The 20711-nt window shown below is 72.3% G+C and carries 20 protein-coding genes; 12 read left to right on the forward strand and 8 right to left on the reverse strand.

Annotated features, from left to right (window positions below; all coding sequences use genetic code 11):
* Window positions 1-38: 38 nt before the first annotated feature.
* Entirely contained in the window at window positions 39-1073 is a 1035-nt protein-coding gene (locus FRANEAN1_RS21000; protein ID WP_020461834.1) for a dihydrodipicolinate reductase, read from the reverse strand.
* 439 nt (window positions 1074-1512) lie between these two features.
* On the opposite strand from FRANEAN1_RS21000, the gene FRANEAN1_RS21005 reads away from it, so the two are divergent.
* The 8 genes from FRANEAN1_RS21005 to FRANEAN1_RS21040 all read left to right on the forward strand — a co-directional run bounded on the left by FRANEAN1_RS21005 (window position 1513) and on the right by FRANEAN1_RS21040 (window position 11007).
* The gene (locus tag FRANEAN1_RS21005; RefSeq protein WP_020461835.1) at window positions 1513-2277 is read left to right on the forward strand and encodes an SDR family NAD(P)-dependent oxidoreductase; all 765 of its coding nucleotides are present in this window, start codon (window positions 1513-1515) and stop codon (window positions 2275-2277) included.
* A gap of 372 nt (window positions 2278-2649) precedes the next feature.
* Window positions 2650-3867, forward strand: coding sequence for a CoA transferase (locus tag FRANEAN1_RS21010; protein ID WP_020458232.1), 1218 nt, complete (start codon window positions 2650-2652; stop codon window positions 3865-3867).
* A 34-nt stretch (window positions 3868-3901) separates the two neighbouring features.
* Entirely contained in the window at window positions 3902-4726 is an 825-nt protein-coding gene (locus tag FRANEAN1_RS21015; RefSeq protein ID WP_020461837.1) for an SDR family oxidoreductase, read from the forward strand.
* A 109-nt stretch (window positions 4727-4835) separates the two neighbouring features.
* Window positions 4836-5663, forward strand: coding sequence for a PaaI family thioesterase (locus FRANEAN1_RS21020; protein ID WP_020461838.1), 828 nt, complete (start codon window positions 4836-4838; stop codon window positions 5661-5663).
* Window positions 5664-5695: 32 nt separating this feature from the next.
* Window positions 5696-7321 (forward strand): OB-fold domain-containing protein, encoded by a 1626-nt coding sequence (locus FRANEAN1_RS21025; protein WP_020461839.1) that lies wholly within the window; start codon window positions 5696-5698, stop codon window positions 7319-7321.
* A gap of 121 nt (window positions 7322-7442) precedes the next feature.
* Entirely contained in the window at window positions 7443-8630 is a 1188-nt protein-coding gene (locus tag FRANEAN1_RS21030) for a cytochrome P450 (protein WP_020461840.1), read from the forward strand.
* 788 nt (window positions 8631-9418) lie between these two features.
* A complete protein-coding gene (locus FRANEAN1_RS21035) occupies window positions 9419-9826 on the forward strand; it encodes a YciI family protein (RefSeq protein WP_020461841.1) in 408 nt (135 codons plus the stop codon).
* 35 nt (window positions 9827-9861) lie between these two features.
* Entirely contained in the window at window positions 9862-11007 is a 1146-nt protein-coding gene (locus FRANEAN1_RS21040) for a DUF6596 domain-containing protein (protein ID WP_020461842.1), read from the forward strand.
* A gap of 69 nt (window positions 11008-11076) precedes the next feature.
* Here FRANEAN1_RS21040 and FRANEAN1_RS21045 read toward each other — a convergent pair whose 3' ends face one another.
* The 3 genes from FRANEAN1_RS21045 to FRANEAN1_RS21055 form a co-directional block, all read right to left on the reverse strand.
* Complete coding sequence (locus tag FRANEAN1_RS21045) at window positions 11077-11970, reverse strand: SDR family oxidoreductase (protein WP_020461843.1); 894 nt, start codon at window positions 11968-11970, stop codon at window positions 11077-11079.
* Between the two features lie 126 nt (window positions 11971-12096).
* Window positions 12097-12996, reverse strand: coding sequence for an LLM class F420-dependent oxidoreductase (locus FRANEAN1_RS21050; RefSeq protein WP_020461844.1), 900 nt, complete (start codon window positions 12994-12996; stop codon window positions 12097-12099).
* Between the two features lie 181 nt (window positions 12997-13177).
* Complete coding sequence (locus tag FRANEAN1_RS21055; protein WP_020461845.1) at window positions 13178-13888, reverse strand: response regulator; 711 nt, start codon at window positions 13886-13888, stop codon at window positions 13178-13180.
* 169 nt (window positions 13889-14057) lie between these two features.
* On the opposite strand from FRANEAN1_RS21055, the gene FRANEAN1_RS41345 reads away from it, so the two are divergent.
* From FRANEAN1_RS41345 to FRANEAN1_RS43790, 3 genes are read left to right on the forward strand one after another with little or no spacing between them, the layout of a single operon-like run.
* Window positions 14058-14537 (forward strand): hypothetical protein, encoded by a 480-nt coding sequence (locus tag FRANEAN1_RS41345; protein ID WP_157472737.1) that lies wholly within the window; start codon window positions 14058-14060, stop codon window positions 14535-14537.
* Complete coding sequence (locus FRANEAN1_RS21065; protein ID WP_041254517.1) at window positions 14525-15112, forward strand: HAF repeat-containing protein; 588 nt, start codon at window positions 14525-14527, stop codon at window positions 15110-15112. Before FRANEAN1_RS41345 ends, FRANEAN1_RS21065 begins: the two co-directional genes overlap by 13 nt.
* Window positions 15113-15127: 15 nt before the next feature.
* Entirely contained in the window at window positions 15128-15259 is a 132-nt protein-coding gene (locus FRANEAN1_RS43790; protein WP_347176691.1) for a hypothetical protein, read from the forward strand.
* Window positions 15260-15269: 10 nt separating this feature from the next.
* Here FRANEAN1_RS43790 and FRANEAN1_RS21070 read toward each other — a convergent pair whose 3' ends face one another.
* From FRANEAN1_RS21070 to FRANEAN1_RS21085, 4 genes are all read right to left on the reverse strand, one after another.
* On the reverse strand, window positions 15270-16625 hold the full coding sequence (locus tag FRANEAN1_RS21070; RefSeq protein ID WP_020461847.1) for an FAD-binding monooxygenase: 1356 nt from the start codon (window positions 16623-16625) through the stop codon (window positions 15270-15272).
* Window positions 16626-16826: 201 nt separating this feature from the next.
* Entirely contained in the window at window positions 16827-17015 is a 189-nt protein-coding gene (locus FRANEAN1_RS21075; RefSeq protein ID WP_041254520.1) for a lasso RiPP family leader peptide-containing protein, read from the reverse strand.
* A 209-nt stretch (window positions 17016-17224) separates the two neighbouring features.
* Complete coding sequence (locus FRANEAN1_RS21080; RefSeq protein WP_198145655.1) at window positions 17225-17869, reverse strand: response regulator transcription factor; 645 nt, start codon at window positions 17867-17869, stop codon at window positions 17225-17227.
* Window positions 17870-17965: 96 nt separating this feature from the next.
* Window positions 17966-18997 (reverse strand): histidine kinase, encoded by a 1032-nt coding sequence (locus tag FRANEAN1_RS21085; RefSeq protein WP_020461849.1) that lies wholly within the window; start codon window positions 18995-18997, stop codon window positions 17966-17968.
* Window positions 18998-19247: 250 nt separating this feature from the next.
* Here FRANEAN1_RS21085 and FRANEAN1_RS21090 point away from each other — a divergent pair, with 250 nt between their 5' ends.
* Window positions 19248-20639 (forward strand): NAD(P)/FAD-dependent oxidoreductase, encoded by a 1392-nt coding sequence (locus FRANEAN1_RS21090; RefSeq protein ID WP_020461850.1) that lies wholly within the window; start codon window positions 19248-19250, stop codon window positions 20637-20639.
* The last annotated feature ends 72 nt before the right edge of the window (window positions 20640-20711 follow it).

Genomic DNA, 20711 nt, shown 5'->3' on the forward strand with positions numbered 1-20711 from the left:
CACGGCGAGGCCGCCCACGCGGCGTCCGCGCCGTGCGGTTATCCGAGCGCGGTGGCGAAGATCTGCGGGAGGTCGACCGTGGTGCGGATGCCCGGCGCGGCCGCGCAGACGGCGGGCACGGCGTTGACGGCACGGTTGGCGGTGTACGCGGGCGCGACCGCCGCCATGCGCTCCATCGGGATCGGGAAGCGCAGGTCGATGTCGAGGGGAGCGTCACCCTCGACGGCGACGTGCCAGCCGGTGGCGCGGATGTCCCAGTCCTGCTCGATGTCGGCGGTGCAGTACCAGGTAGCCCGGAAGCTCATGACCTCGCGGCCGCCGCGCAGGCCCGACACCGTCAGCCGCTGGGCGACCACCGTGCCCGCCTCCAGCGTGCCGGCGGCGATGTGCACCGGCTTGGCCGAGGTCCCCACATCTCCGGAGGCCTCCAGCCCGTCGAGCGGCATCCCGAGCGCGTCGGCGACGAGGTTCAGCGAGGGGCCGAAGCTGGTCTTGCCGTGGGAGAGGCGGCCCTCGTCGAACTCGCCCGGTGCCTGACCGAAGCCCATCACGTCGAACAGCAGCCCCGGCGAGTCCCGCCGGGAAAGGTCGGCGAACTCCTGGATGGCCAGCCGGTCGAGCCGGCGCTGGATGGAGGACAGCACCAGGGGAAGCGCCTCCGAGATGAACCCGGGGCTGCTGCCGGTGCTGTGGATGGAGCTGCCGCCCTGCTCGCAGGCCGCCTCGACCTGCTTGCGCACCTCGGGGTCGATGTCCTCCGGCCGGTGGAACTCGCCGCGGGTCGTGACGATGTTCGCGCCCGAGGCGAGGATCCGGCTGACCTCGTCGACGTCGAAGTACCTGGGCATGTAGAGGACGCAGTCGGCGCCGAGCGCGAGGACCTCGTCGGCGTCGGCGGTCGCGGCCACGCCGGTCGCGCCGACGCCGGCGAGGTCACCGGCGTCGCGGCCCGCCTTCTCCGCCGAGTGCACGAAGACACCGGCCAGCTCGAGGCCAGGGTGCTCGATGACGGCACGTAACGCGTACGTGCCGATGTTGCCGGTCGCCCACTGCACGACCCTGTGCTTCCCCATGGTTGTCATCCCCTCTTGGACGCCGGGACGCGCGCGGCACCGGCATGACGGCGGCGTTGACGGCGGCATCGTGTGACAGCAACGTCGATGTGACAGCGGAGTCGGTATGGCAGACAATTTGGTACAAGCACCGGCCATCGCGCACCAGCCGACGAAGAGTAGCGCCGGCAGGACTCGTGCCGACAGGGTCGGCGCGAAGCCGACGAGCAGGGGTGCGGGAGAACAACCAGGCCAGGGCGACCGCGCCGCCGGTCGACCGCGACGCGAAGTACGGCCTGTGCTCTGCACCACAGCGTAGGCTCGGTCTGACGCGACCGTCAATATTGTCGCGACTACGGCCGGATTGTCCTGGCCCGAAATCGTCGTGGGTCGAACTGTCGCGGCTGCCGCCACGGACACCTCGGCGGCCGCCATCCCGAACACTCGTACAGGAGGATTCGTGCTGCTCAACGGAAGGTCGGTTCTGGTCACCGGCGGCGCGTCGGGCCTGGGCCTGGGTACCGCGCGGGTCCTGCTGGAGCGCGGCGCGGCGGTCACCGTCGTGGACCTGCCGTCGTCGCCGGGCAAGGACGTCGCCGCCGAGCTCGGCGTGCGCTTCGTCGCCGCGGACATCACCGACGCCGAGCAGTTCGAGGCGGCGCTGGACGAGGCCGCGTCCGACGGCCCGCTGCGTGCCGTCGTGCACTGCGCCGGCCGGGGCGGCGACCGCAACCGCATCCTCGACAAGCAGGGCAACGCCGGCCCGCTCGACAGCTACGCCGACGTCATCCGGGTCAACCTGGTGGGCACGTACAACGTCGTGCGGCTGGCCGCGCAGCGGATGGCGAAGAACGAGGAGCTGCTCGACGGCGACCGCGGCGCGATCGTGCTGACCGCCTCCGTCGCGGCCTTCGAAGGCCAGATCGGGCAGACCGCCTACGCCAGCGCGAAGGCCGGGGTGCGCGGGATGACGATCGTCGCGGCCCGGGACCTGGCGAGCTGGGCGATCCGGGTGAACACCATCGCCCCCGGCGTGTTCGAGACCCCGATGCTGGGCCGGCTGCGCGACGACATCCGTGACGGCCTGGCCGCGGGGGTGCCGCACCCGAAGCGGCTGGGCACTCCGGCCGACTTCGGCCGCCTGGCCACCGACCTGCTCGAGAACTCCTACCTCAACGGCGAGGTCATCCGGCTCGACGGCGCACTACGGATGGCGCCCCGCTGACACCGCGTCGGTGCCGGCGGCGACGCTGACACCGCGTCACCGGTCGCGTCGGCGCGGTGCCGGCATCGCGCCGACGCGACCGGCACCTCCACCGGCCGACAAGCCGATCACCAGCTACCGAGAGAGCTCCTGGCCTCTGCGACGGCGACATGAGAGTGTCGTCACAGGCGTTGCAGGGTGTTTGTGCGGCTCCGTCCGAGCGTGTCGGCGGGCCGCGGCCGGCGGCGTCCGGCGGCAGCCCGTCCCGGGGGCACCCGACACGGGCGCCGGGCTGTCCCTGGACCGACTCGAGTAGAAGCTGGTATCGACGTCAATGTTAAATACTTGTCGGCCGGCAGGAACGCCGACCGCTTCCTGGGCGGGAGGGGTTTCATGACCGCGGTGATGCAGGGTGTACGGATTCTCGAGGTCGCTGAGCACACGTTCGTACCCGCTGCGTCCGCGTTGCTGTCGGACTGGGGCGCCGACGTCATCAAGATCGAGCACGTCGAGCGTGGGGACGCGATGCGCGCGCTGGCGTCCTCGGGTGTCGCGGTCGTCCCGAAGGACGTCCACGTGCTGTTGGAGCACTCCAACCGTGGCAAGCGCAGCCTCGGCCTCGACCTGACCTCCCAGGCCGGCCGCGACATCCTCTACAAGCTCGCCGGCACCTGCGATGTGTTCCTGACGAACAAGCTGCCCAGCGTGCGTACCAAGCTGCATGTTGATGTCGAGGACATCCGCGCCCACAACCCGAACATCATCTACGTCCGCGGGACCGGGCAGGGCGAACGCGGGCCGGACGCTGACCGTGGCTCCTACGACTCGCTGGCCTTCTGGGCCCGCGCCGGCGTCGCGGTCGGCAGCATGCGCCCGGAGTACAGCCATGTCCCGGTCCCGCCCGCGCCCGGTTTCGGTGACTCGATCGGCGCGATGACGATCGCCGGCGGGATCATGGGCGCGTTGTTCCACCGCGAGCGCACCGGTGAGGCCACCGAGGTCGACGTCTCCCTGATGGCCACCGGGATGTGGGCGATGGGTCAGGCCCTCGCCCTGTCGCTGCTGCTCGACATCCCGTGGACCCCGCCGCCGCTGGACGCGCCGCGTTCCAACCCGCTGACCGGGAACTACCAGACCAAGGACGGCCGCTGGCTGTCGTTCACCTGCCTGCAGGCCGGGAAGTACTGGGCGCCGATGTGCGAGGCCATCGGGCGTCCCGAGCTCGGCGCCGACCCGCGTTTCGTCGACCACGCCGCGCTGATGGCGAACAGCCGGGAGGCCATCGCGATCCTCGAGGCCGCCTTCGCCGAGCACCCGCTGGCCGAGTGGCGTGAGCGGTTGGCGACCTTCATCGGCCAGTGGACGGTCGTGCAGGACACCCTGGAGGCCGCCGCGGACCCGCAGGCCGTCGCCAACGGGTACGTCCAGGACTGCGCCACCGCCGCCGGCATCCCGTTCCGGATGGCCGCCGCCCCGGTGCAGTACGGCGGGAAGCCCGCGCCGGCGGGCCGGGCGCCGCTGTTCAACGAGCACGGCGACGAGATCCTCACCGAGCTCGGACTCGACACCGACGCCGTCCTCGACCTCAAGATCCGCGGCGTCGTCGCATGACCCCCACCTCAACGAAGAGCCAGGAGACATTGAGATGACGCTGTTCGACGCGTTCCGATTCGACGGGAAGCGGGTCCTCGTGGTCGGCGGCGCGACCGGCATGGGTGCCGCCGCCGCCGAGCTCGCCCAGGCAGCGGGCGCCGAGGTCATCGTCGCCGACTACGCCGAGGTCACCCTCCCCGGTGCGAAGTCGATCCACGTGAACCTCGCCGACGCCGCCTCCATCGACACAGCCGTCGACCAGCTCGGCGGACCCGTCCACGCCCTGCTCTCCGCCGCCGGCGTCGCCGACGGCACCCCGGGCATCGAGCGGATCAACTTCATCGGCCACCGCTACCTCATCGACCGCCTGCTGGCCGGCGGGCTGCTGCCCCGCGGCTCCGCGATCGGCTTCATCTCCTCCGCGGCCGGCCTCGGCTGGGAGGCCAACCTCCCGCTACTCAAGGAATACCTGGCCATCACCGACTTCGACGAAGCCACCAAGTGGGCCGTCGAGCACGGCAAGGCCGACTACATGTGGAGCAAGCAGGCCGTCTGCGCCTACGTCGCCACCCAGGCGATGCCCCTGCTCAAGCAGGGCATCCGCATCAACGCGATCTGCCCCGGCCCCACCGACACCCCCCTCGCCCAGACGAACAAGGAGACCTGGCTCGGCTTCGGCGCCGACTACCGGGCCGAGCTGGGCATCGAGGCCGCGACCTCGCTGGAGCAGGCCTACCCGCTGCTGTTCCTCTGCAGCGACGCCGCCTCCGCCATCAACGGCATCACCATCGTCACCGACTCGGGGTACTTCTCCGCCGGCCTCACCGAGGTCTTCCCCCCGGCCACACCCATCGTCCGGTTCCTCTCCGGCCGCTAGGCCCGACGCATGACCGTGCCGGGTGCCGGGTGCCGGCACCCGGCACGGTCGCTGACCGCCCCCGGCGGGACGGTGGTAACACGGGGGCTCCTTCCCGGAACAGGGTGGAATGACAACCACGAACAGTGACGAGCGGCTGCCGGACGCGCACATCATCAACGAGCTCGGATTCCGGACGACCCGCGTGGGCGACGAGCTCCACGGGTCCGCGGCGGTCGTTCCCGAGATGTTCGTGCCCGGTACGACCAGCATCCGCACGTCGATCCTCGCCACCTGGGCGGACATCGTCGCGGGATACATGGTGCTGGACTTCCTCCAGCCGCGCGTCCCGGTCACCCTCGACCTCGACATCCACGTCCACGAACCGCTGCGGGAGCTCGAGCGGGTCGACGCCGCCGGGCGCCTGGTGAAGAAGGGCCAGTCGGTCGCGGTCATCGAGATCGAGCTGACCGGCGCCGACGGCCGCGGCATCGCCGCCGGCGTAGCCTCGTTCATGGCGGCCCCCGACCCGGCGATGCTGATGGACCCGGAGATGCTGCGGCGCCGGGAGCTGCCCGTGCAGCGCGGGCGGCTGCGGGTCCCCTTCGCCGAGCGCGCGCGGTGCGAGATCCGCGAGCCGGGCGTCGCCGTGCTGGCGCACGGGCACGATGGGCTGAACGCGTCCCGCAGCCTCAACGGCGGGCTGATCGCCCTGGCGGCCGAGGAGGCCGCGCTGTCCCTCGCCGCGGGCCCCACCAACCTTTCGGTTCTGGCGTTGCGCTACCTGCGGCCGGTGCGAACCGGCCCCGCCGTTGCGACGGCGACCGTGGGATCCGGTGGCCTCGGCAAGGTCGAGGTCCGGGACTCCGGAGACGGCGACCGGCTCGCTGTCTACGCCGTGACCAGGACATTCCCGGCCGCGGCCGGCCGCGGCACACAGACGGCCCCGGCCCGCTGACGGCCGTGGCACAGAGAGGACGACCAGCAGCGATGCGCCCACTCCCCGAGCTCACCCCCGCCACCGAGTGGTTCTGGACCTCCGGCGCCGACGGCACCCTGCGGGTGCAGGGCTGTTCCGACTGCGGCCAGCTCGTTCACCCGCCGGTGCCGATCTGCCCGAAGTGCCGCAGCCGCAACTGGGCGCCGACGGCGGTGTCCGGCCGGGCCACGGTCGTCGGGTTCACGGTGAACGCGCAGCAGTGGTCACCGGCGATGAAGCCGCCCTACGTGATCGCCAACGTGGCCCTGGTGGAGGACGCCGGCGTCCGGCTGACCACGAACATCATCGGCTGCGAGCCGAAGGACGTGCACATCGGCCAGGAGGTCGACGTCCGCTTCGAGCAGCACGAGGACGTCTGGCTGGCGCTGTTCGAGCCGACCGGCACAACCGACCCGACCGACCGCGTCGGTGAGCCGAACCTGCCCACCCCCCGCGCGCCGCTGAGCTCGGACCGCTTCGAGCACCGCGCGGTCCTCTCCGGCATCGGGCGCTCGGCGATCGGGCGCCGGCTGATGGTCGACCCGCTGTCGCTGACCATCGACGCCTGCCTCAAGGCAGTCGAGGACGCCGGCCTGCGGCTGGAGGACATCGACGGGCTCTCCACCTACCCGGGGGCCGGCGCGGCGGGAATGAGCGAGGGCGGGGTGAGCGCCGTCGAGGAGGCGCTGCGCATCCACCCGACCTGGACGAACGGCGGCGGCGACCTGCCCGGCCCGGGTGGCTCGGTCATCACCGCGATGATGGCGGTCGCCTCGGGCCTGTGCCGGCACGTCCTGTGCTTCCGGACGGTGTGGGAGTCCACCTACCGGGCGCTCGGCCTGGGCCAGGCACCCGCGCGGGTCTCCAACCCTTCTTCGCTGTGGCGCGCGCCGTTCGGGGCGCTGTCGGCGGCGAACTGGATCGCCATGAACGCCAACCAGTACTTCCACCGTTACGGCGCCGACCGGGAGATGCTCGCCGCGATCGCCCTCAACGGCCGGGCCGGCGCGGCGCGCAACCCGGCGGCCATCTACCGGGAGCCGCTGACCCTCGACGACTACATGTCGGCGCGGCCCATCACGACGCCGTTCGGGCTCTACGACTGCGACGTCCCGTGCGACGCGTCGATCGCGGTCATCGTCTCCGACGCCTCGGTGGCCGGCGACCTGCCGAAGCCGGCCATCCGCGTCGAGGCGGTCGGGACGCAGATCCTCGAGCGGGTCTCCTGGGACCAGGGCATCATCACGCACGAGCCGCAGGTGCTGGGCCAGTCCTCGCATCTGTGGACCAGAACGGACATGCGCCCCTCGGATGTCGACCTGGCCCTGGTCTACGACGGCTTCACCTTCAACGCGATCTCCTGGATCGAGGCGCTGGGATTCTGCGGCATCGGCGAGGCCAAGGACTGGCTGGACCAGGGCCGGCGGATCGCGATCGACGGCGAGCTACCCATCAACCCGCACGGCGGCCAGCTCTCCGAGGGCCGCACCCACGGGTACGGGTTCTTCTACGAGGCGATCACCCAGCTTCGCCACGAGGCCGGCGAGCGGCAGGTCGCCGACGCGCGGACGGCCGTGGTCACCTCCGGCGGCGGCACGCCGTCCGGCGTACTGCTCCTCCAGCGCGACGGCGTGTGAGCCGCGCCGGAACCCATCAGCGCAGCGCAGAGACGTAGCGACGCAGCACCGGGACAGAGCGGCGCCAAGAAGCACATTGCGGACGGATCAAAGCCGTACCAGTTATGACATAGTCACGGTCATGACGGAACTAAGCTGGGATCCGTTCGACAAGGTGATCCACCTTGCGCCGTACGACGTGTGGCGACGGATGCGCGACGAGGCGCCGGTGTACCGCAACGACAGGCTCGACTTCTTCGCGCTGTCGCGGCACGCCGACGTCGAGGCCGCCCACCGGGATCCGGCGACCTACAGCTCGGCGCACGGCACCGTCCTGGAGATCATGTCGCCGGAGCCGATGCAGACCGGGCTCATCATCTTCATCGACCCGCCGACGCACACCGAGCTGCGCACCCTGGTCTCCCGGGCGTTCACCCCCCGGCGGATCTCGGCGCTCGAGGACTCCATCCGGGCGCTGTGCGCCGAGATGCTCGACCCGCAGGTGGGCGGGAGCGGGTTCGACTACGTGCAGGACTTCGCGGCCCAGCTCCCGTCCAAGGTCATCTCCGAGCTGATCGGGGTCGACCCGGCGGACCGCGAGGACGTCCGCCAGCTCATCGACCAGACCTTCCACCTCGAGGAAGGCGCCGGGATGATCAACGACATCTCGTTCGGCGCCCAGATCAAGCTGCACACCTACTGGAGCGAGCAGATCGAGCTCCGCCGCCGCCAGCCCCGCGACGACATGATGACCGCGCTGGTCGAGGCGGAGGTCAAGAGCGAGACCGGCTCCCGGCGTCTCACCACCCAGGAGGCCGCCGACTTCACGAACCTGCTCGTCAGCGCCGGCACCGAGACGGTCGCCCGGCTGCTCGGCTGGGCGGGGTTCGTCCTGGCCGCGCACCCCGACCAGCGCGCCGAGATCACCGCCGACCCGTCACTGATCGGCAACACGATCGAGGAGCTGCTGCGCTACGAGGCGCCGTCCCCGGTGCAGGGCCGGGTGCTGACCAGGGAGGTGGAGCTGCACGGCACGGTCCTCCCCGCCAAGTCGAAGGTCCTGCTGCTCACCGGCTCGGCCGGCCGGGACGAACGGAAGTACCCCGACGCCGACCGGTTCGACATCCACCGCCGGTTCGACAGCCATGTCTCCTTCGGCCACGGCGTGCACTTCTGCCTCGGCGCATCCCTCGCCCGGCTCGAGGGACGGGTCGCGCTGCAGGAGACCCTGCACCGTTTCCCCGAATGGGACGTCGACCACGACCGCGCGGTCCGCCTGCACACCAGCACCGTCCGCGGCTACGAAAAGCTCCCGATCACCCTCGGCTAGTGCCGTATCCACGAAGGTCTGCCCGCTGTGAGGGCGCGCCGGGTCGCGTCCCACGCGGGCTAGGCCACCCAATCGATATTATTGCGCAGGGCGAAATTCCAGTTCTTCCCAGGGCCCAATTTCCGTTACTCTGGCGCGAAGCATGCCGTAGTCATTAGTGCCGGCGTACTGGCCGCCGAGCTCCACCGAGACGTACCGGTTAGCCGGCGGGGAAAAATATTCACATACGGCGCTCCGGGCGAACAGGATGGGGCGGCGCTCGCAGGCCGGCTGTCGATCATTGCGGTCGCCATGGCCAGTATCACTGTCATGACGGCCGCCAGCATCATAGGGCAACCAGAGCCGCGGCACGTTAGCCACGGGGTACCACTGACGTAGGTCGAGAGCCCGGAGACGAGGAAGACGACGCAGCCGGACACGTCGGCGACCTCGCCGGCCCGGCCCATCCGATCACGCCCAGGCCAACGGGGGATCAGGACGGGGCGCCACAGGGCCGGGTGCGGGCCGGGTACGGGGGGATTTATGCATCAGGTCCACGGCCGATCATGGTGTTCCACGGAACACCGGAGCGCCGGTGCCAACCGGCGCCGCACGTCGGCTGCTCTGACGCGGCCCACCCGACCACACGTACAGTGACGCGCGCGAGGCCTTCTCTTGATTCAGCCGCCTCGTCGCTGCTGTTCGTGGACCCAAGAAGTTCGGACGGCGATGTCGAGAACCCGTGGCTGGCTCCGTCCCCGTGGTGAAGGCGGCCAAGATGGGTCGCACCAGCACCGAGGAGAAGCACGATGGCCAAGTACCTGCTGCTCAAGCACTACCGCGGCGCCCCGGCCGCGGTCAACGACGTGCCCATGGACCAGTGGACGCCGGAGGAGATCTCGGCCCACATCCAGTACATGAACGACTTCGCGGCCCGGCTCGAGGGGACCGGCGAGTTCGTCGACGGTCAGGCGCTCGCCCCCGAGGGGATGTGGGTCCGGTACGACGGCGAGGGCCGCCCGCCGGTCACCGACGGTCCGTTCGCCGAGACCAAGGACCTCATCGCCGGCTGGATGGTGATCGACGTCGACAGCCAGGAGCGGGCCGTCGAGCTGGCCGGGGAGCTGTCGGCCGCTCCCGGGGCGGGCGGGAAGCCGATCCACGAGTGGCTCGAGGTGCGCCCGTTCCTGACCGCGCCGCCCACCATCACGGATTGACCTCCGAGGTGGGCCGTCACGGAGTGACCTCCGGGATGGACGAGCTCCTGCTCCGGAGCCTCACACCGAGCGTGCTCGGGATCCTCGTCCGCCGCGGAGCCGACTTCGCGGCGGCCGAGGACGCCGTGCAGGACGCGCTGGTCGAGGCGGTCCGTGTCTGGCCGGCCGACCCGCCGCGGGACCCGAAGGGCTGGCTGGTCACCGTGGCCTGGCGCCGGTTCCTCGACGCGACCCGGGCGGACACCTCCCGCCGCCGGCGGGAGGACCTCGCCGACGAGGAACCGGCGCCCGGGCCCGCGCCCGCGGTCGACGACACGCTCCAGCTCTACTTCCTGTGCGCCCACCCGTCGCTGACACCGTCGTCCGCGGTCGCGCTCACGCTGCGCGCCGTCGGCGGGCTGACCACCCGCCAGATCGCCCAGGCCTACCTGGTGCCCGAGGCGACCATGGCGCAGCGCATCAGCCGGGCCAAGCGCACCGTCACCGGCGTGCGGTTCGACCAGCCCGGCGACGTCGCCACCGTGCTGCGCGTCCTCTACCTGGTCTTCAACGAGGGCTACTCCGGTGACGTCGACCTCGCCGCCGAGGCCATCCGGCTCACCCGGCAGCTCGCGGCCGCGATTGACCACCCCGAGGTGGCGGGGCTGCTCGCCCTCATGCTGCTCCACCACGCCCGGCGCGCCGCCCGGACCGCGCCCGACGGCAGCCTCATCCCCCTCGCCGAGCAGGACCGCCGCCGGTGGGACACCACGTCGATCGCCGAGGGCGTCGCAATCCTGCAGGCGGCCCTCGCCCGCGACCAGCTGGGCGAGTTCCAGGCCCAGGCCGCCATCGCGGCACTCCACGCCGACGCACCCACCACCGAGGAGACAGACTGGGTGCAGATCGTCGAGTGGTACGACGAGCTCACGCGCCTGACCGACAGCCCGGTCATCCGCCTCAACCGCGCGGTGGCCGTCGGCCAGGCCGACGGACCGCGCGCCGGCCTGGCGGCGCTCGCGGCGCTGGACGACTCACTACCCCGCCACGCGGCCGTGGCGGCCTACCTCCACGAACGCGACGGCAACCTGGCGACCGCGGCACGGCTGTACGCCGAAGCAGCCCACAAGGCACCCAATCTCGCCGAACGCGACCACCTGACCCGCCAGGCCGCCCGACTCAACACCCACCGGTGCCACTGACTGACCCCCAGACCCCCAGACCGTCCGCGCGGCCGCGGGGTTCAGGAAGTTCAGGAAGAGGTGCAGCTCCTAGCCGGCTTCCCCTGCGGCCGACGGGTCGGCGCCGGTCGCTCCCAGGTTCGCCAGGACGTGCGACGGTGCGTGGTTCGAGAAACCGGTGCCCGGCCAGTTCAGCCATCCCGACGAGGCGTAGGTGCCGCCGTCGGGGTGCAGGGTCGAGCCGGTGACGTAGGTCGAGAGACCGGAAGCGAGGAAGACCACGCAGCCGGACACGTCGGCGACCTCGCCGGCCCGGCCCATCGGGATGCCGACGCGGATCCCGACCTCGGTCGAGTACGCGCCGTCGCCGCCTGTCATCTTGGTCATGTTGGGAGTCGGGGTGTAGTCGGGGGCGACGTTGTTGACCCGGATCCGGTCGGGGGCGAGCTCCACGGCCAGGGTCCGGCCGAACTGCTCCACCGCGGCCTTGGCCGCCGAGTAGACCGCGAACCCGGGGGCGGCCCGGTGCGCCTCGATGGTGGTCAGGTTGATGATGCTGCCGCCGCGCCCACCCGCCTGCATCCGGGGCGCGGCCAGCGAGCAGGCGTGCAGCACGTGCATGAGGTTCATGCGCAGCAGTGCGTTCCAGCCGTTCGGGCTGGTCTCCACGAAGGGTGCGCGGAAGGTGCCGCCGACGACGTTGACCAGGGTGTCGACCCGTCCCCAGCGTTCGTCGACGGCGGCGAACAGCGCCGCGAGCACGTCGGGGTCGCGGGCGTCGCCGTGGTGCACGATCGCCTCGGCGCCCTGCTCATCCAGCGCGGCCTGCAGCGCGTCGATCGCGTCCTTGTCGATGTCGACCACCGCGAGGCGCACGCCGTTGGCCGCCAGGTCGGTGGTCACGGCCCCGCCGATGCCCCCCGCTCCCCCGGTGACCACGGCGACGCTGCCCGCCAGCCCGCCTCTGTCCTCGAACCAACCCATGAACCCGCGCCTCCACTCCACGTCACGACCGGCACGACGTCACGACCGGTCCCGCCACCCGACTGGCACAACCGCGCCCGCGACCTGAACTCGGCACGGCGACCGACGTTCAGATCCGGGCGCGCGTCACGAGAGGTGGGCCGCGCCGAAGGCCTCGATGAACTCGATGGTCTCGGCGGCGGACCGGGTGTGGGACGAGACCACCGCCCAGGTCACGCCCGCCTTCTCGATCTCGGCCAGGGCTTCGCCGTGACGATCCTCGCTGACGTTCTCCGCCGAGATGGCGGTCGAGTAGGAGTACATCACGTCGATCAGGTCGGTCCGGCCGTTCGCGGCGGCGGTGTCCCGCACCTCGCGGATCATGCCGGCGAGCTCGGCGATCGAGCCGATCGAGGCCGTGCGGGCCGTGTTGACCAGCTGCGGGCCGCCGGACATCGGCATCCAGCCCTGCGCGCGGGCCGCCACCCTGCGCCGGCTCAGCTTCGAGTTGCCGCCGATCCAGATCGGGATCGGGTCCTGGACAGGCCGCGGGCGGGCGATCACGTTGCGGGCGTCGAAGTGCAGGCCCTTGTAGCTGAACGGCTCACCGCTCCAGTGCAGCGGCAGCGCGTCGAGGATCTCGTCGAACAGCGTGTTGCGCTCGTCGATGTCGACGCCGAGCGCGTAGAACTCGGACTTCTGGTAGCCGGTGCCGATCCCGAGGGTGAAGCGGCCGCCGGAGAGCTTGTCGACGGTCGCCGCGGCCTTGGCCAGCAGGAACGGGTTGCGGTACGGCGCGACCGACAGGTAGGTGAGCAGCCGCAGCCGGGTGGTCGCGGCCGCGACGTAGCCCAGCGCGACGAACGGGTCGAGGCTCTGGTGCCCGCCGTTGTTGAGCCAGCGGGCGCCGGGGACCGGGTGCTCGGTCAGCGAGAAGCCGTCGAAGCCGGCGCGCTCGGCGGCCGCCGCCACTTCGTGTAACGGACCGGGATCGAGCATGTCACCCTCGGTGCCCGAGGTCTCCGGATAGTGAAAGATGAAGCGCATCGTCGTCACCTCGTCGTACGTCCGCCGCGGGCCTGTCCGTGGAATCTGTCTACCAGAAAATTGACACTAAAGTCAGAAATCCTGGCCGGCTCCGGACGCACCGGGAACGGCCACACCCGGCCACGGATCCGGTCGCGAGCCGGTGCCGGCCACGGCCTCGCCCCGGTGACGGAACGCGAGGTTAGGGCTGGTAGCGGTAGCCCATCCCCGGCTCGGTGGTCAGGTGGCGCGGGCGGGTGGGGTCCGGCTCGAGCTTGCGGCGCAGCCGGTTGATGTAGAGGCGCAGCGACGACGTGTCGGCGGCGTAGGCCGGCCCCCAGACCTGGCTGACCAGCGCGCGGCTGCTGACGAGCTTGCCCGGGTTGCGGACGAGCGCCTCCAGCAGCCGCCACTCCGTGGGGGTCAGGTGGACGGCCGCCCCGCCCTCGGCCTGGGCTGTCACCGCCTTCGCCGCGAAGTCCACGCGGTAGTCGCCGACGTCCGCGGCGGGCCCGGTCTCGGCGGCCGGGGCCCGGCGGGCGACGGCGCGCATCCGGGCCAGCAGTTCCTCGACGGAGAACGGCTTGGTGATGTAGTCGTCGGCCCCGGCGTCCAGCGAAGCGATCTTCTCCTGCCCGGCCGTCCGCCCGGACAGGACAATGATCGGGACGCCGGTCCACCCGCGCAGGCCGTGGATGACCTCGATGCCGTCCATGTCCGGCAGGCCCAGGTCGAGCAGCACGATGTCGGGCGGGTGGGCGGCGGCCTCCGTCAGCGCGTGCCCGCCGTCGACCGCGGTGCGGACCTCGTAGCCGCGGGCGCGCAGGGTGATCCGCATCGCGCGCAGCAGCTGCGGCTCGTCGTCGACGAACAGCACCCGGCCCCCGGCCCGTGGCGCGGATTCCTCGCTCATGCCCCCGCTCCCGTCGCGTGCCATGCCCGTCCAAGCATGGCAGTGCGCCGCGCGGCGCGGGACGCGGTCGGTCATCCGACAGCGGGGCCTGCCGGTCGCCGGACCGGGGGCGACCTAGCATCCGAGATCAACTACGGAGAGTAACCATTTCGATTCTCGGGAGGCGCCCATGACGACCACCACGAGAGCGCGGGTGCGAGCCGAGGCGCTCGCCGCGCTCACCGCCGCCGGCGCGATCGGCGCCGCGGTGGCACTGGCCCCGCCGGCCGCGGCGGCCATCCCCGGGTCCACCTACCACGGTGGCGGACTGGAACTGATCGCCCTGGACCTGCCGGCGGGGGCCACCACCGGGTACGCCCTCGACGTGAACGACGATGGCGTGGTCATCGGGCAGGCATGGGACAACGCGTTCAACCAGCGCGGGGTCGTGTGGCGCGACGGCGTCCCCACCACGATCCCGGGCGCGATGCCGTGGCAGGTGAACGACAGCGGCCAGGTCGTCGGCTCGCTGTACTCGGACACCGGGCAGAACCGGGGGTTCGTCTGGGAGAACGGGACGCTGACGACGCTGGAACCGACCGCTCCCGGGCCGGACCGCTACAGAGCTATGCCGGCTCGATCAGCGCCGACGGCACCGTGGTCGGCCTGAGCGGCACGAACACTCCGCTGGCGGACTACGGCCCGGCCGAGGGCGCCACCAAGCAGGCGCCAGCCGGCGAGGCGGGATCCAAGGAGGCCGGCGACGTCTTCACGGACTACCAGCCCCAGATCCGCGCGACGGTCTGGCGGAACGGGACCGCGGTCGACCTGGGCACGCTCGGCGGCTCGTGGAGCAGCGCCGACCTGATCAACGACCACGGTCAGGTCGCGGGGAGCAGCACGACCGCGGACAGGCACAGCCACGCGTTCCTCTGGGAGAACGGGCGGATGCGCGACCTGGGCACGGCCGCCGGGCTCACCGAGAGCTCGGCTGTCGCGATCAACGAGCGCGGCCAGGTGCTGGTCGAGAGCCACAAGCAGATCTCGTACCCGTTCGAGGGGGAGCCCACGAGCACCGTCGGAATCTTCCCGGCGCACACCGCCTCGACCGCATACGTCTGGACCGCTGGCCAGCAGCAGGCGGTGACCGGGCTCGGCGGCGACACCTTCTCCCCCGTCGACCTCGCCGACGACGGCACCGTCATCGGCTCGGCCATGACGCCGGACGGCGTGGACCGGCCCTGACTGTGGTCCGGGGGCGTGCCCCACGACCTCAGCGGCCCGGCGCCCCTGCAGCCCGGCCAGGTGTCCGGGATCAACCGGTCGGGCCTGGTGGTCGGCCACGCGGGGTCCTTCACCAAGCAGGTCCCGGTGATCTGGCGGCGCACCTGACGCCGGCGGGCTAACCGCGGGAGCGGTGCGCGGCGGACCCGGAACCCGCGCCCGCCAGGGCCCGGCCGGCCGGGCCTGCGGGCGTGGGGGTGCCGGCCGGCGCCGGCCGGCCGGCGGGCCGGGCCGGTTCGCCGCGCCGGCGGGCCAGGTACCAGCGCACCGACGAGTCGACCTCACGGCGCAGCCGCCGGACGGCCCCGACCTGCATCGCCCGGTGTGCCTGGTACCGCCATGGCGGCTGGTCGCCCTGCCGGGTGGCCATCGCGTAGGCGAAGGCCACCGGGTCGGGGTCGCCGCCGGTGGCCGGCCTGGCCCGGTCGAGCTGGCCGTCGATCCGCTCGAACCAGGCCATGCTCGTCCGGGCCCGGGCCTGCAGCGGGGCCAGCGCGGCCCGGCCGGCCCGGTCGAACTCGGCCAGCGCCACCGGGACCTCGCCGTGCTCGTAGAGCATCTGGGCGAGCATGACGCCATCCATCATGGCCAGGGCCGTGCCGGAGCCGAGCGTGAAGTGGGTGGTGTGGGCGGCGTCGCCCAGCAGCACCATGTTGTCCCAGTACCAGCTACGGTTGCTGACCTGGCCGAACCGCTGCCAGCGGGCGGGCCGGCGCAGCTGGTCGATCAGGCCCTCGCCGGCCAGCGGGCCAGCGAAGATCTTCCCGAGCAGGCGTAGTCCCTCGCCGTCGTCCGTGCCGAGGCCGAGCGCGTCCCAGGTCCGCGGCGCGCACTCGACGATGCAGGTGCTCACCTCCGCCCCGGACGGGTAGGCGTGGAACCACACCCAGCCGGCCGGGGTCGGCTCGAACGCGAACGTGAAGCGCTCGAAGCGCCGGGGCGTGCCCAGCCAGATGTAGCGGTTGCCACCGGTGTCGACCCGGGTGCCGAACCGGTCCGCGAACATGCTGCGCACCTGGCTGTTCGCGCCGTCGGCGGCGATCACAAGGTCGGCGTCGGCGTGCGCGCCGAGGCCGCCGAGGCACCCCAGGTCCGCCAGGTCGGTGAGGTCGGCGACCTCGCGGTCGTGCTCGACCCGCACGCCGAGCTCCTCGGCGCGCCGGGTGAGGATGTCGAGCAGGGCCGCGCGCTGCACGCTGAAGCCGTAGCCGGCGAAGTGCGCCGCCCGTTCGCTGCCCAGGCTGATGTCCTGCTCCTGCCAGAGCGTGGACGCGCCGCGGATCTCCCGCGCGCTGTCGGGATCGTTGCGGAACAGGACGTCGAGCAGGTTGTCCCAGTAGACGACACCCCAGCCGTAGGTGGCGCCGGGCGGGTCGCGGTCGATGATGGTGATCTCGTGGCCGGCGTCCCGGCGCTTGGCGGAGATGGCGAAGTAGAGCCCGGCCGGGCCCCCGCCTACACAGACGATCCTCACGAGACCCCCCTGGTCGCGAAATCCTCGTCGGCACCGTTCGGGACCGGTGCCCGTAAATGGGGCGAGGCCGCGCAGCGCGGGCCCTTGCTCGCCGACCTGCACGACCTCACTTCGCCACATCGCCACATCGGCGGGTGGCGATGGCGGCGGGCTGGCCCGCCGCTGGATCACCGGTCCTGGGAGTGCGCGGTCAGGCTGGTCTCACCAGCCCCAGCCACCCCAGCCCCGGCCACCCCAGCCCCAGCCCCAGCCGCCCCAGCCGCCGCTCCAGCCCCAGCCGCCCCAGCCCCAGCCGCCACCACCGCCGACGAAGATCACGAAACCGTGACGGGTGACGTCCCGGAACGAGCCTCGAGCCTGGATGGCAGGCGCCTCGTAGGTAGCCTTCATGACCTGTTCCTCCGTCCGAGTTCACGTTTGGACAGTCCGAGCGCACCTCCGCGGCTCGTGACGATGACGGGCCGGCCGACCCAGCGGGACGGCGGGCGCGCCCGTCCGATTCCATCGTGCTCGGGATGGGTTCAGCGATGGTTCACTCTCGGTTCGTCACCGTCGCCACGGTCGGCGCCCGGCCGGGTCGCCCGGGCACCGGCGGCGGGTCAGCCCTCGAGGTAGGCGAGGACGGCGAGCACCCGCCGGTTGTCGTCCTCGGACGGCATCAGCCCCAGCTTGGTGAAGATGCTGTTGGTGTGCTTGCCGACGGCCTTCTCGGTGATCACCATCGCGGCACCGATCGCCGCGTTGGACCGGCCCTGCGCCATGTGCGAGAGGACCTCACGCTCGCGCGGGCTGAGGCGGTCCAGCGGCAGGCGACGGCGGCGGCTGTCGAGCAGGCGGGCGACCACCGTGGGGTCGAGGGCCGTCCCGCCGGCGGCGACCCGCCGGACGGCGTCGACGAACTGGCCCACGTCGGAGACCCGGTCCTTCAGGAGGTAGCCGATGCCGCCCCGGCCGTCGGCGAGCAGCTCACGGGCGTAGAGCTGCTCGACGTACTGCGAGAGCACGAGCACCGGCAGCCCGGGGATGCGCTCCCGCGCCTCGAGCGCGGCGCGCAGGCCCTCGTCGGTGTGGCTCGGCGGCAGTCGGACGTCGACGACGGCGACGTCCGGACGCAGCGTGACGAGCTCGCGCACCAGCTGCGGGGCGTTGTCGACCGCGGCGACGATCTCGAAGCCGTGCGCCTCGAGCAGCCGGATGAGCCCGTCCCGCAGCAGGGCGAGATCCTCGGCGAGCACGACCCGCAGCGGCCGCGCGGGGTCGGCGGGTTCCTCCGGCACGGACGGCACCTCCTCAGTTTCGCTCGGTCCTCAGGTCCTCAGGTCCTTTGGGCGCTCAGGCCCTCAGGCCTCCGCGCCCGGCAGGACCGGGCACGGCAGGGTGATCGTGATCCTCGTCGGTCCCCCGGACGGGCTGTGTACCGACATCCGGCCGTCGAACGCCTCGAGCCGGCGCACCACCCCGCGCAGGCCCTGGCCGAACGCGGGATCCGCCCCGCCGAGCCCGTCGTCCGTGACGACCACGCTCAGCATCCTGCCGTCGTGCGCGAACCGCACCGTGCCGTGCGCGGCCCGGCTGTGCTTGACGACGTTGGCCAGGCATTCCGCGGTCGCGAAGTAGACGGCCGACTCGACCGCCGCCGGCAGCCCGGACGGGACGTCGCCGTCGACGCGGACCGGCAGGGACAGGTCGAGCGCGAGCGCGCGGATGCCCCCGGCGAGCCCCCGGTCGGCGAGCACCGAGGGGTGGATGCTGTGCATGACGGCCCGCAGGTCGTCGAGCGCGCCGACCGCGGACAGCCGGGCGTCGCTGAGCAGCTTCGCCGCCGCCGCCGGGTCGCTGTGCAGCAGGGCCTCGGCCATGCCGAGGTTCATCGCCAGCGAGACGATCCGCGCCTGGGCGCCGTCGTGCAGGTCCCGCTCGATCCGCTTGAGCTCGGCGGCCTGCCCGTCGAGCGCGCCGCGGCGGGTGCGGGTGAGCGCGTCGACCCGCTCGGTGAGCTCACGCTCCCGCTCGGCGGGCATCAGCGCGACGATCCAGGTGTGGATGGCGAGCCCGATCGTGAGCGCGAGAATCGTCCAGACCGGCCAGAAGTAGCCGCCGCCGGACAGCGCCCACACCACCACGTCGACCGGGATGGCCAGGGCAGCCACCGCCCGGGTGGCGGCGAGCCACCGGCGCCGCCCCGGCGGTATCCGCCGGACCCACCCGACGAGGATCGCGGCCCAGAACACGGTGCCGATGCCGAACCACACCCAGCGCGGCCAGAAGTAACCACCGCCGACGGCCGCCCAGATCAGCAGCACGACGGCCCCGGCCGCCAGCCCGATCACGACCGGTGGCGCCACCGGTCCCGGCACCCTGGCCGAGGCCATGGTCGAGACCTTCCCGGAACTCATGTGCTCCAGCCTCGCCGAACCGGACGGCGACCACGAGAGGCCTGGGCATCCCTTTCGCCCGGGGACTGGCCCCCCGGCGAAGGCCGCGGACGGCGAACCGGGCCGGTGGGGCGGCGGCAGGCCGGATTATCGAACCGATGCCATCGGAAGGAACGCACCGATCGCCTCGGACCGCTCATCGTGATCGGACCGCTCGTCGTGAGGAGCACACCGTGAGGAGCACACCATGAGGAACTCCATCACCGTCGCCCGGCTGGTCCGTCATGTCGAGGCACGTCGGCTGCGCGGGCAGGACGATGCGGGGCGGCGGCGGCCGCGGGTGGTGGTCGTGGGCAGCGGGTACGCCGGGCTCGGCGTACTGCGCCATCTGGAGGCCCGGCTGCCGGCCGGCGCCGCCGAGCTCGTGCTCGTCTCCCCCACGGACCATCTGCTGTACACCTCGCTGCTGCCCCAGGTCGCCGCCGGCGACATCGAACCGCGGCACCTGGCGGTGTCCGTCCGCGGTGCGCTGCGGCGGACGGTGCCGCATCTGGGCCATGCCACCGCGGTCGACGCCACGCGCCGTGAGATCACGGTCGTCGGCATGACCGGCGAACCGTCCACGCTCGCCTGGGACAGGCTGGTGCTCGCGCCCGGCGCGCTCACCCGGACGTTCGACATCCCAGGGCTGGCCGAGCACGGGCTCGGAATGAAGAACCTGGCCGAGGCGGTCTACCTGCGCGACCACGTCCTGCGCCAGCTCGAGTACGCCGACGCCAGCGACTCGGACGCCGAGCGGCGGGCGCGGTGCACGTTCGTCGTGGTCGGCGCCGGATACACCGGAACCGAGCTCGCCGCGCAGATGCGGCGGTTCACCGTCGAGGCGCTGGGGCAGTTCCCGCGGCTCGACGCCGCGCAGATCCGGTGGCTGCTGCTCGACCTCGCGCCCAGGGTGCTGCCCGAGCTCGACGAGCGGCTCGGCGCCGGCGCGGCGAAGGTCCTGCGCGAGCGCGGTGTGGAGGTGCGGCTGGAGACGTCCGTGACCGAGGTGCGCGCGGACGCGGTGACGCTCACCGACGGCGCCGTGATCCCGTCCCACACGCTGGTCTGGTGCGCGGGTGTGACGCCGAATCCGCTGATGAGCCGGCTCGGGGCGGAGACGGTCAAAGGGCGGCTGGTCGTCGACGAGAACTTTCAGGTCCCCGGCCTGGACGGCGTGTTCGCGCTCGGTGACGCGGCGGCCGTCCCGGACGTGACAAAGGGCGGCGCTCCCGCCGGGCAGACCGCGCAGCACGCGGTACGGCAGGGCGGGGCGGCGGGGCGGAATGTCGCGGCGTCCCTCGGCTACGGCCGGATGCGCCCGTACCGCCACCGCGACCTGGGCTTCGTCGTCGACCTGGGCGGGGCGGACGCGGTCGCGAACCCGCTGGGCCTGCCGCTGTCCGGGCCGCTGGCGGCGGCGGTGACCCGCGGGTACCACCTGCTGGCGCTCGGCGCCGCGGCCAACCGCGCCTATGTGGGCGCGGACTGGCTGCTCGGCGCCGTGGCCCGGCCGCGGGTCGTGCAGCTCGGGTTCCTCCCCCCGCCGAACGCCACGATCGCGCAGGTCGAGCAGACGGAGCTGTACGGCGCGCCCTGAGCTCTCAGGGCGCGCGCCCCGGGCTCAGGGCTGTCGGTTATCCCCGTATTTGTGGGTACTCCCCGCTTCGCG

The sequence above is a fragment of the Parafrankia sp. EAN1pec genome (assembly GCF_000018005.1).
GTDB classification, from domain to species: domain Bacteria; phylum Actinomycetota; class Actinomycetes; order Frankiales; family Frankiaceae; genus Parafrankia; species Parafrankia soli.

What these genes read in the sequence shown, in the direction of transcription:
- FRANEAN1_RS21000 (WP_020461834.1), bottom strand. Translation starts at nt 1,073, where the DNA reads ATGGGGAAGCACAGGGTCGTGCAGTGGGCGACCGGCAACATCGGCACG.
- FRANEAN1_RS21010 (WP_020458232.1), top strand. Translation starts at nt 2,650, where the DNA reads ATGACCGCGGTGATGCAGGGTGTACGGATTCTCGAGGTCGCTGAGCAC.
- FRANEAN1_RS21015 (WP_020461837.1), top strand. Translation starts at nt 3,902, where the DNA reads ATGACGCTGTTCGACGCGTTCCGATTCGACGGGAAGCGGGTCCTCGTG.
- FRANEAN1_RS21020 (WP_020461838.1), top strand. Translation starts at nt 4,836, where the DNA reads ATGACAACCACGAACAGTGACGAGCGGCTGCCGGACGCGCACATCATC.
- FRANEAN1_RS21025 (WP_020461839.1), top strand. Translation starts at nt 5,696, where the DNA reads ATGCGCCCACTCCCCGAGCTCACCCCCGCCACCGAGTGGTTCTGGACC.
- FRANEAN1_RS21030 (WP_020461840.1), top strand. Translation starts at nt 7,443, where the DNA reads ATGACGGAACTAAGCTGGGATCCGTTCGACAAGGTGATCCACCTTGCG.
- FRANEAN1_RS21035 (WP_020461841.1), top strand. Translation starts at nt 9,419, where the DNA reads ATGGCCAAGTACCTGCTGCTCAAGCACTACCGCGGCGCCCCGGCCGCG.
- FRANEAN1_RS21040 (WP_020461842.1), top strand. Translation starts at nt 9,862, where the DNA reads ATGGACGAGCTCCTGCTCCGGAGCCTCACACCGAGCGTGCTCGGGATC.
- FRANEAN1_RS21045 (WP_020461843.1), bottom strand. Translation starts at nt 11,970, where the DNA reads ATGGGTTGGTTCGAGGACAGAGGCGGGCTGGCGGGCAGCGTCGCCGTG.
- FRANEAN1_RS21050 (WP_020461844.1), bottom strand. Translation starts at nt 12,996, where the DNA reads ATGCGCTTCATCTTTCACTATCCGGAGACCTCGGGCACCGAGGGTGAC.
- FRANEAN1_RS21055 (WP_020461845.1), bottom strand. Translation starts at nt 13,888, where the DNA reads ATGAGCGAGGAATCCGCGCCACGGGCCGGGGGCCGGGTGCTGTTCGTC.
- FRANEAN1_RS41345 (WP_157472737.1), top strand. Translation starts at nt 14,058, where the DNA reads ATGACGACCACCACGAGAGCGCGGGTGCGAGCCGAGGCGCTCGCCGCG.
- FRANEAN1_RS21075 (WP_041254520.1), bottom strand. Translation starts at nt 17,015, where the DNA reads ATGAAGGCTACCTACGAGGCGCCTGCCATCCAGGCTCGAGGCTCGTTC.
- FRANEAN1_RS21085 (WP_020461849.1), bottom strand. Translation starts at nt 18,997, where the DNA reads ATGGCCTCGGCCAGGGTGCCGGGACCGGTGGCGCCACCGGTCGTGATC.
- FRANEAN1_RS21090 (WP_020461850.1), top strand. Translation starts at nt 19,248, where the DNA reads ATGAGGAACTCCATCACCGTCGCCCGGCTGGTCCGTCATGTCGAGGCA.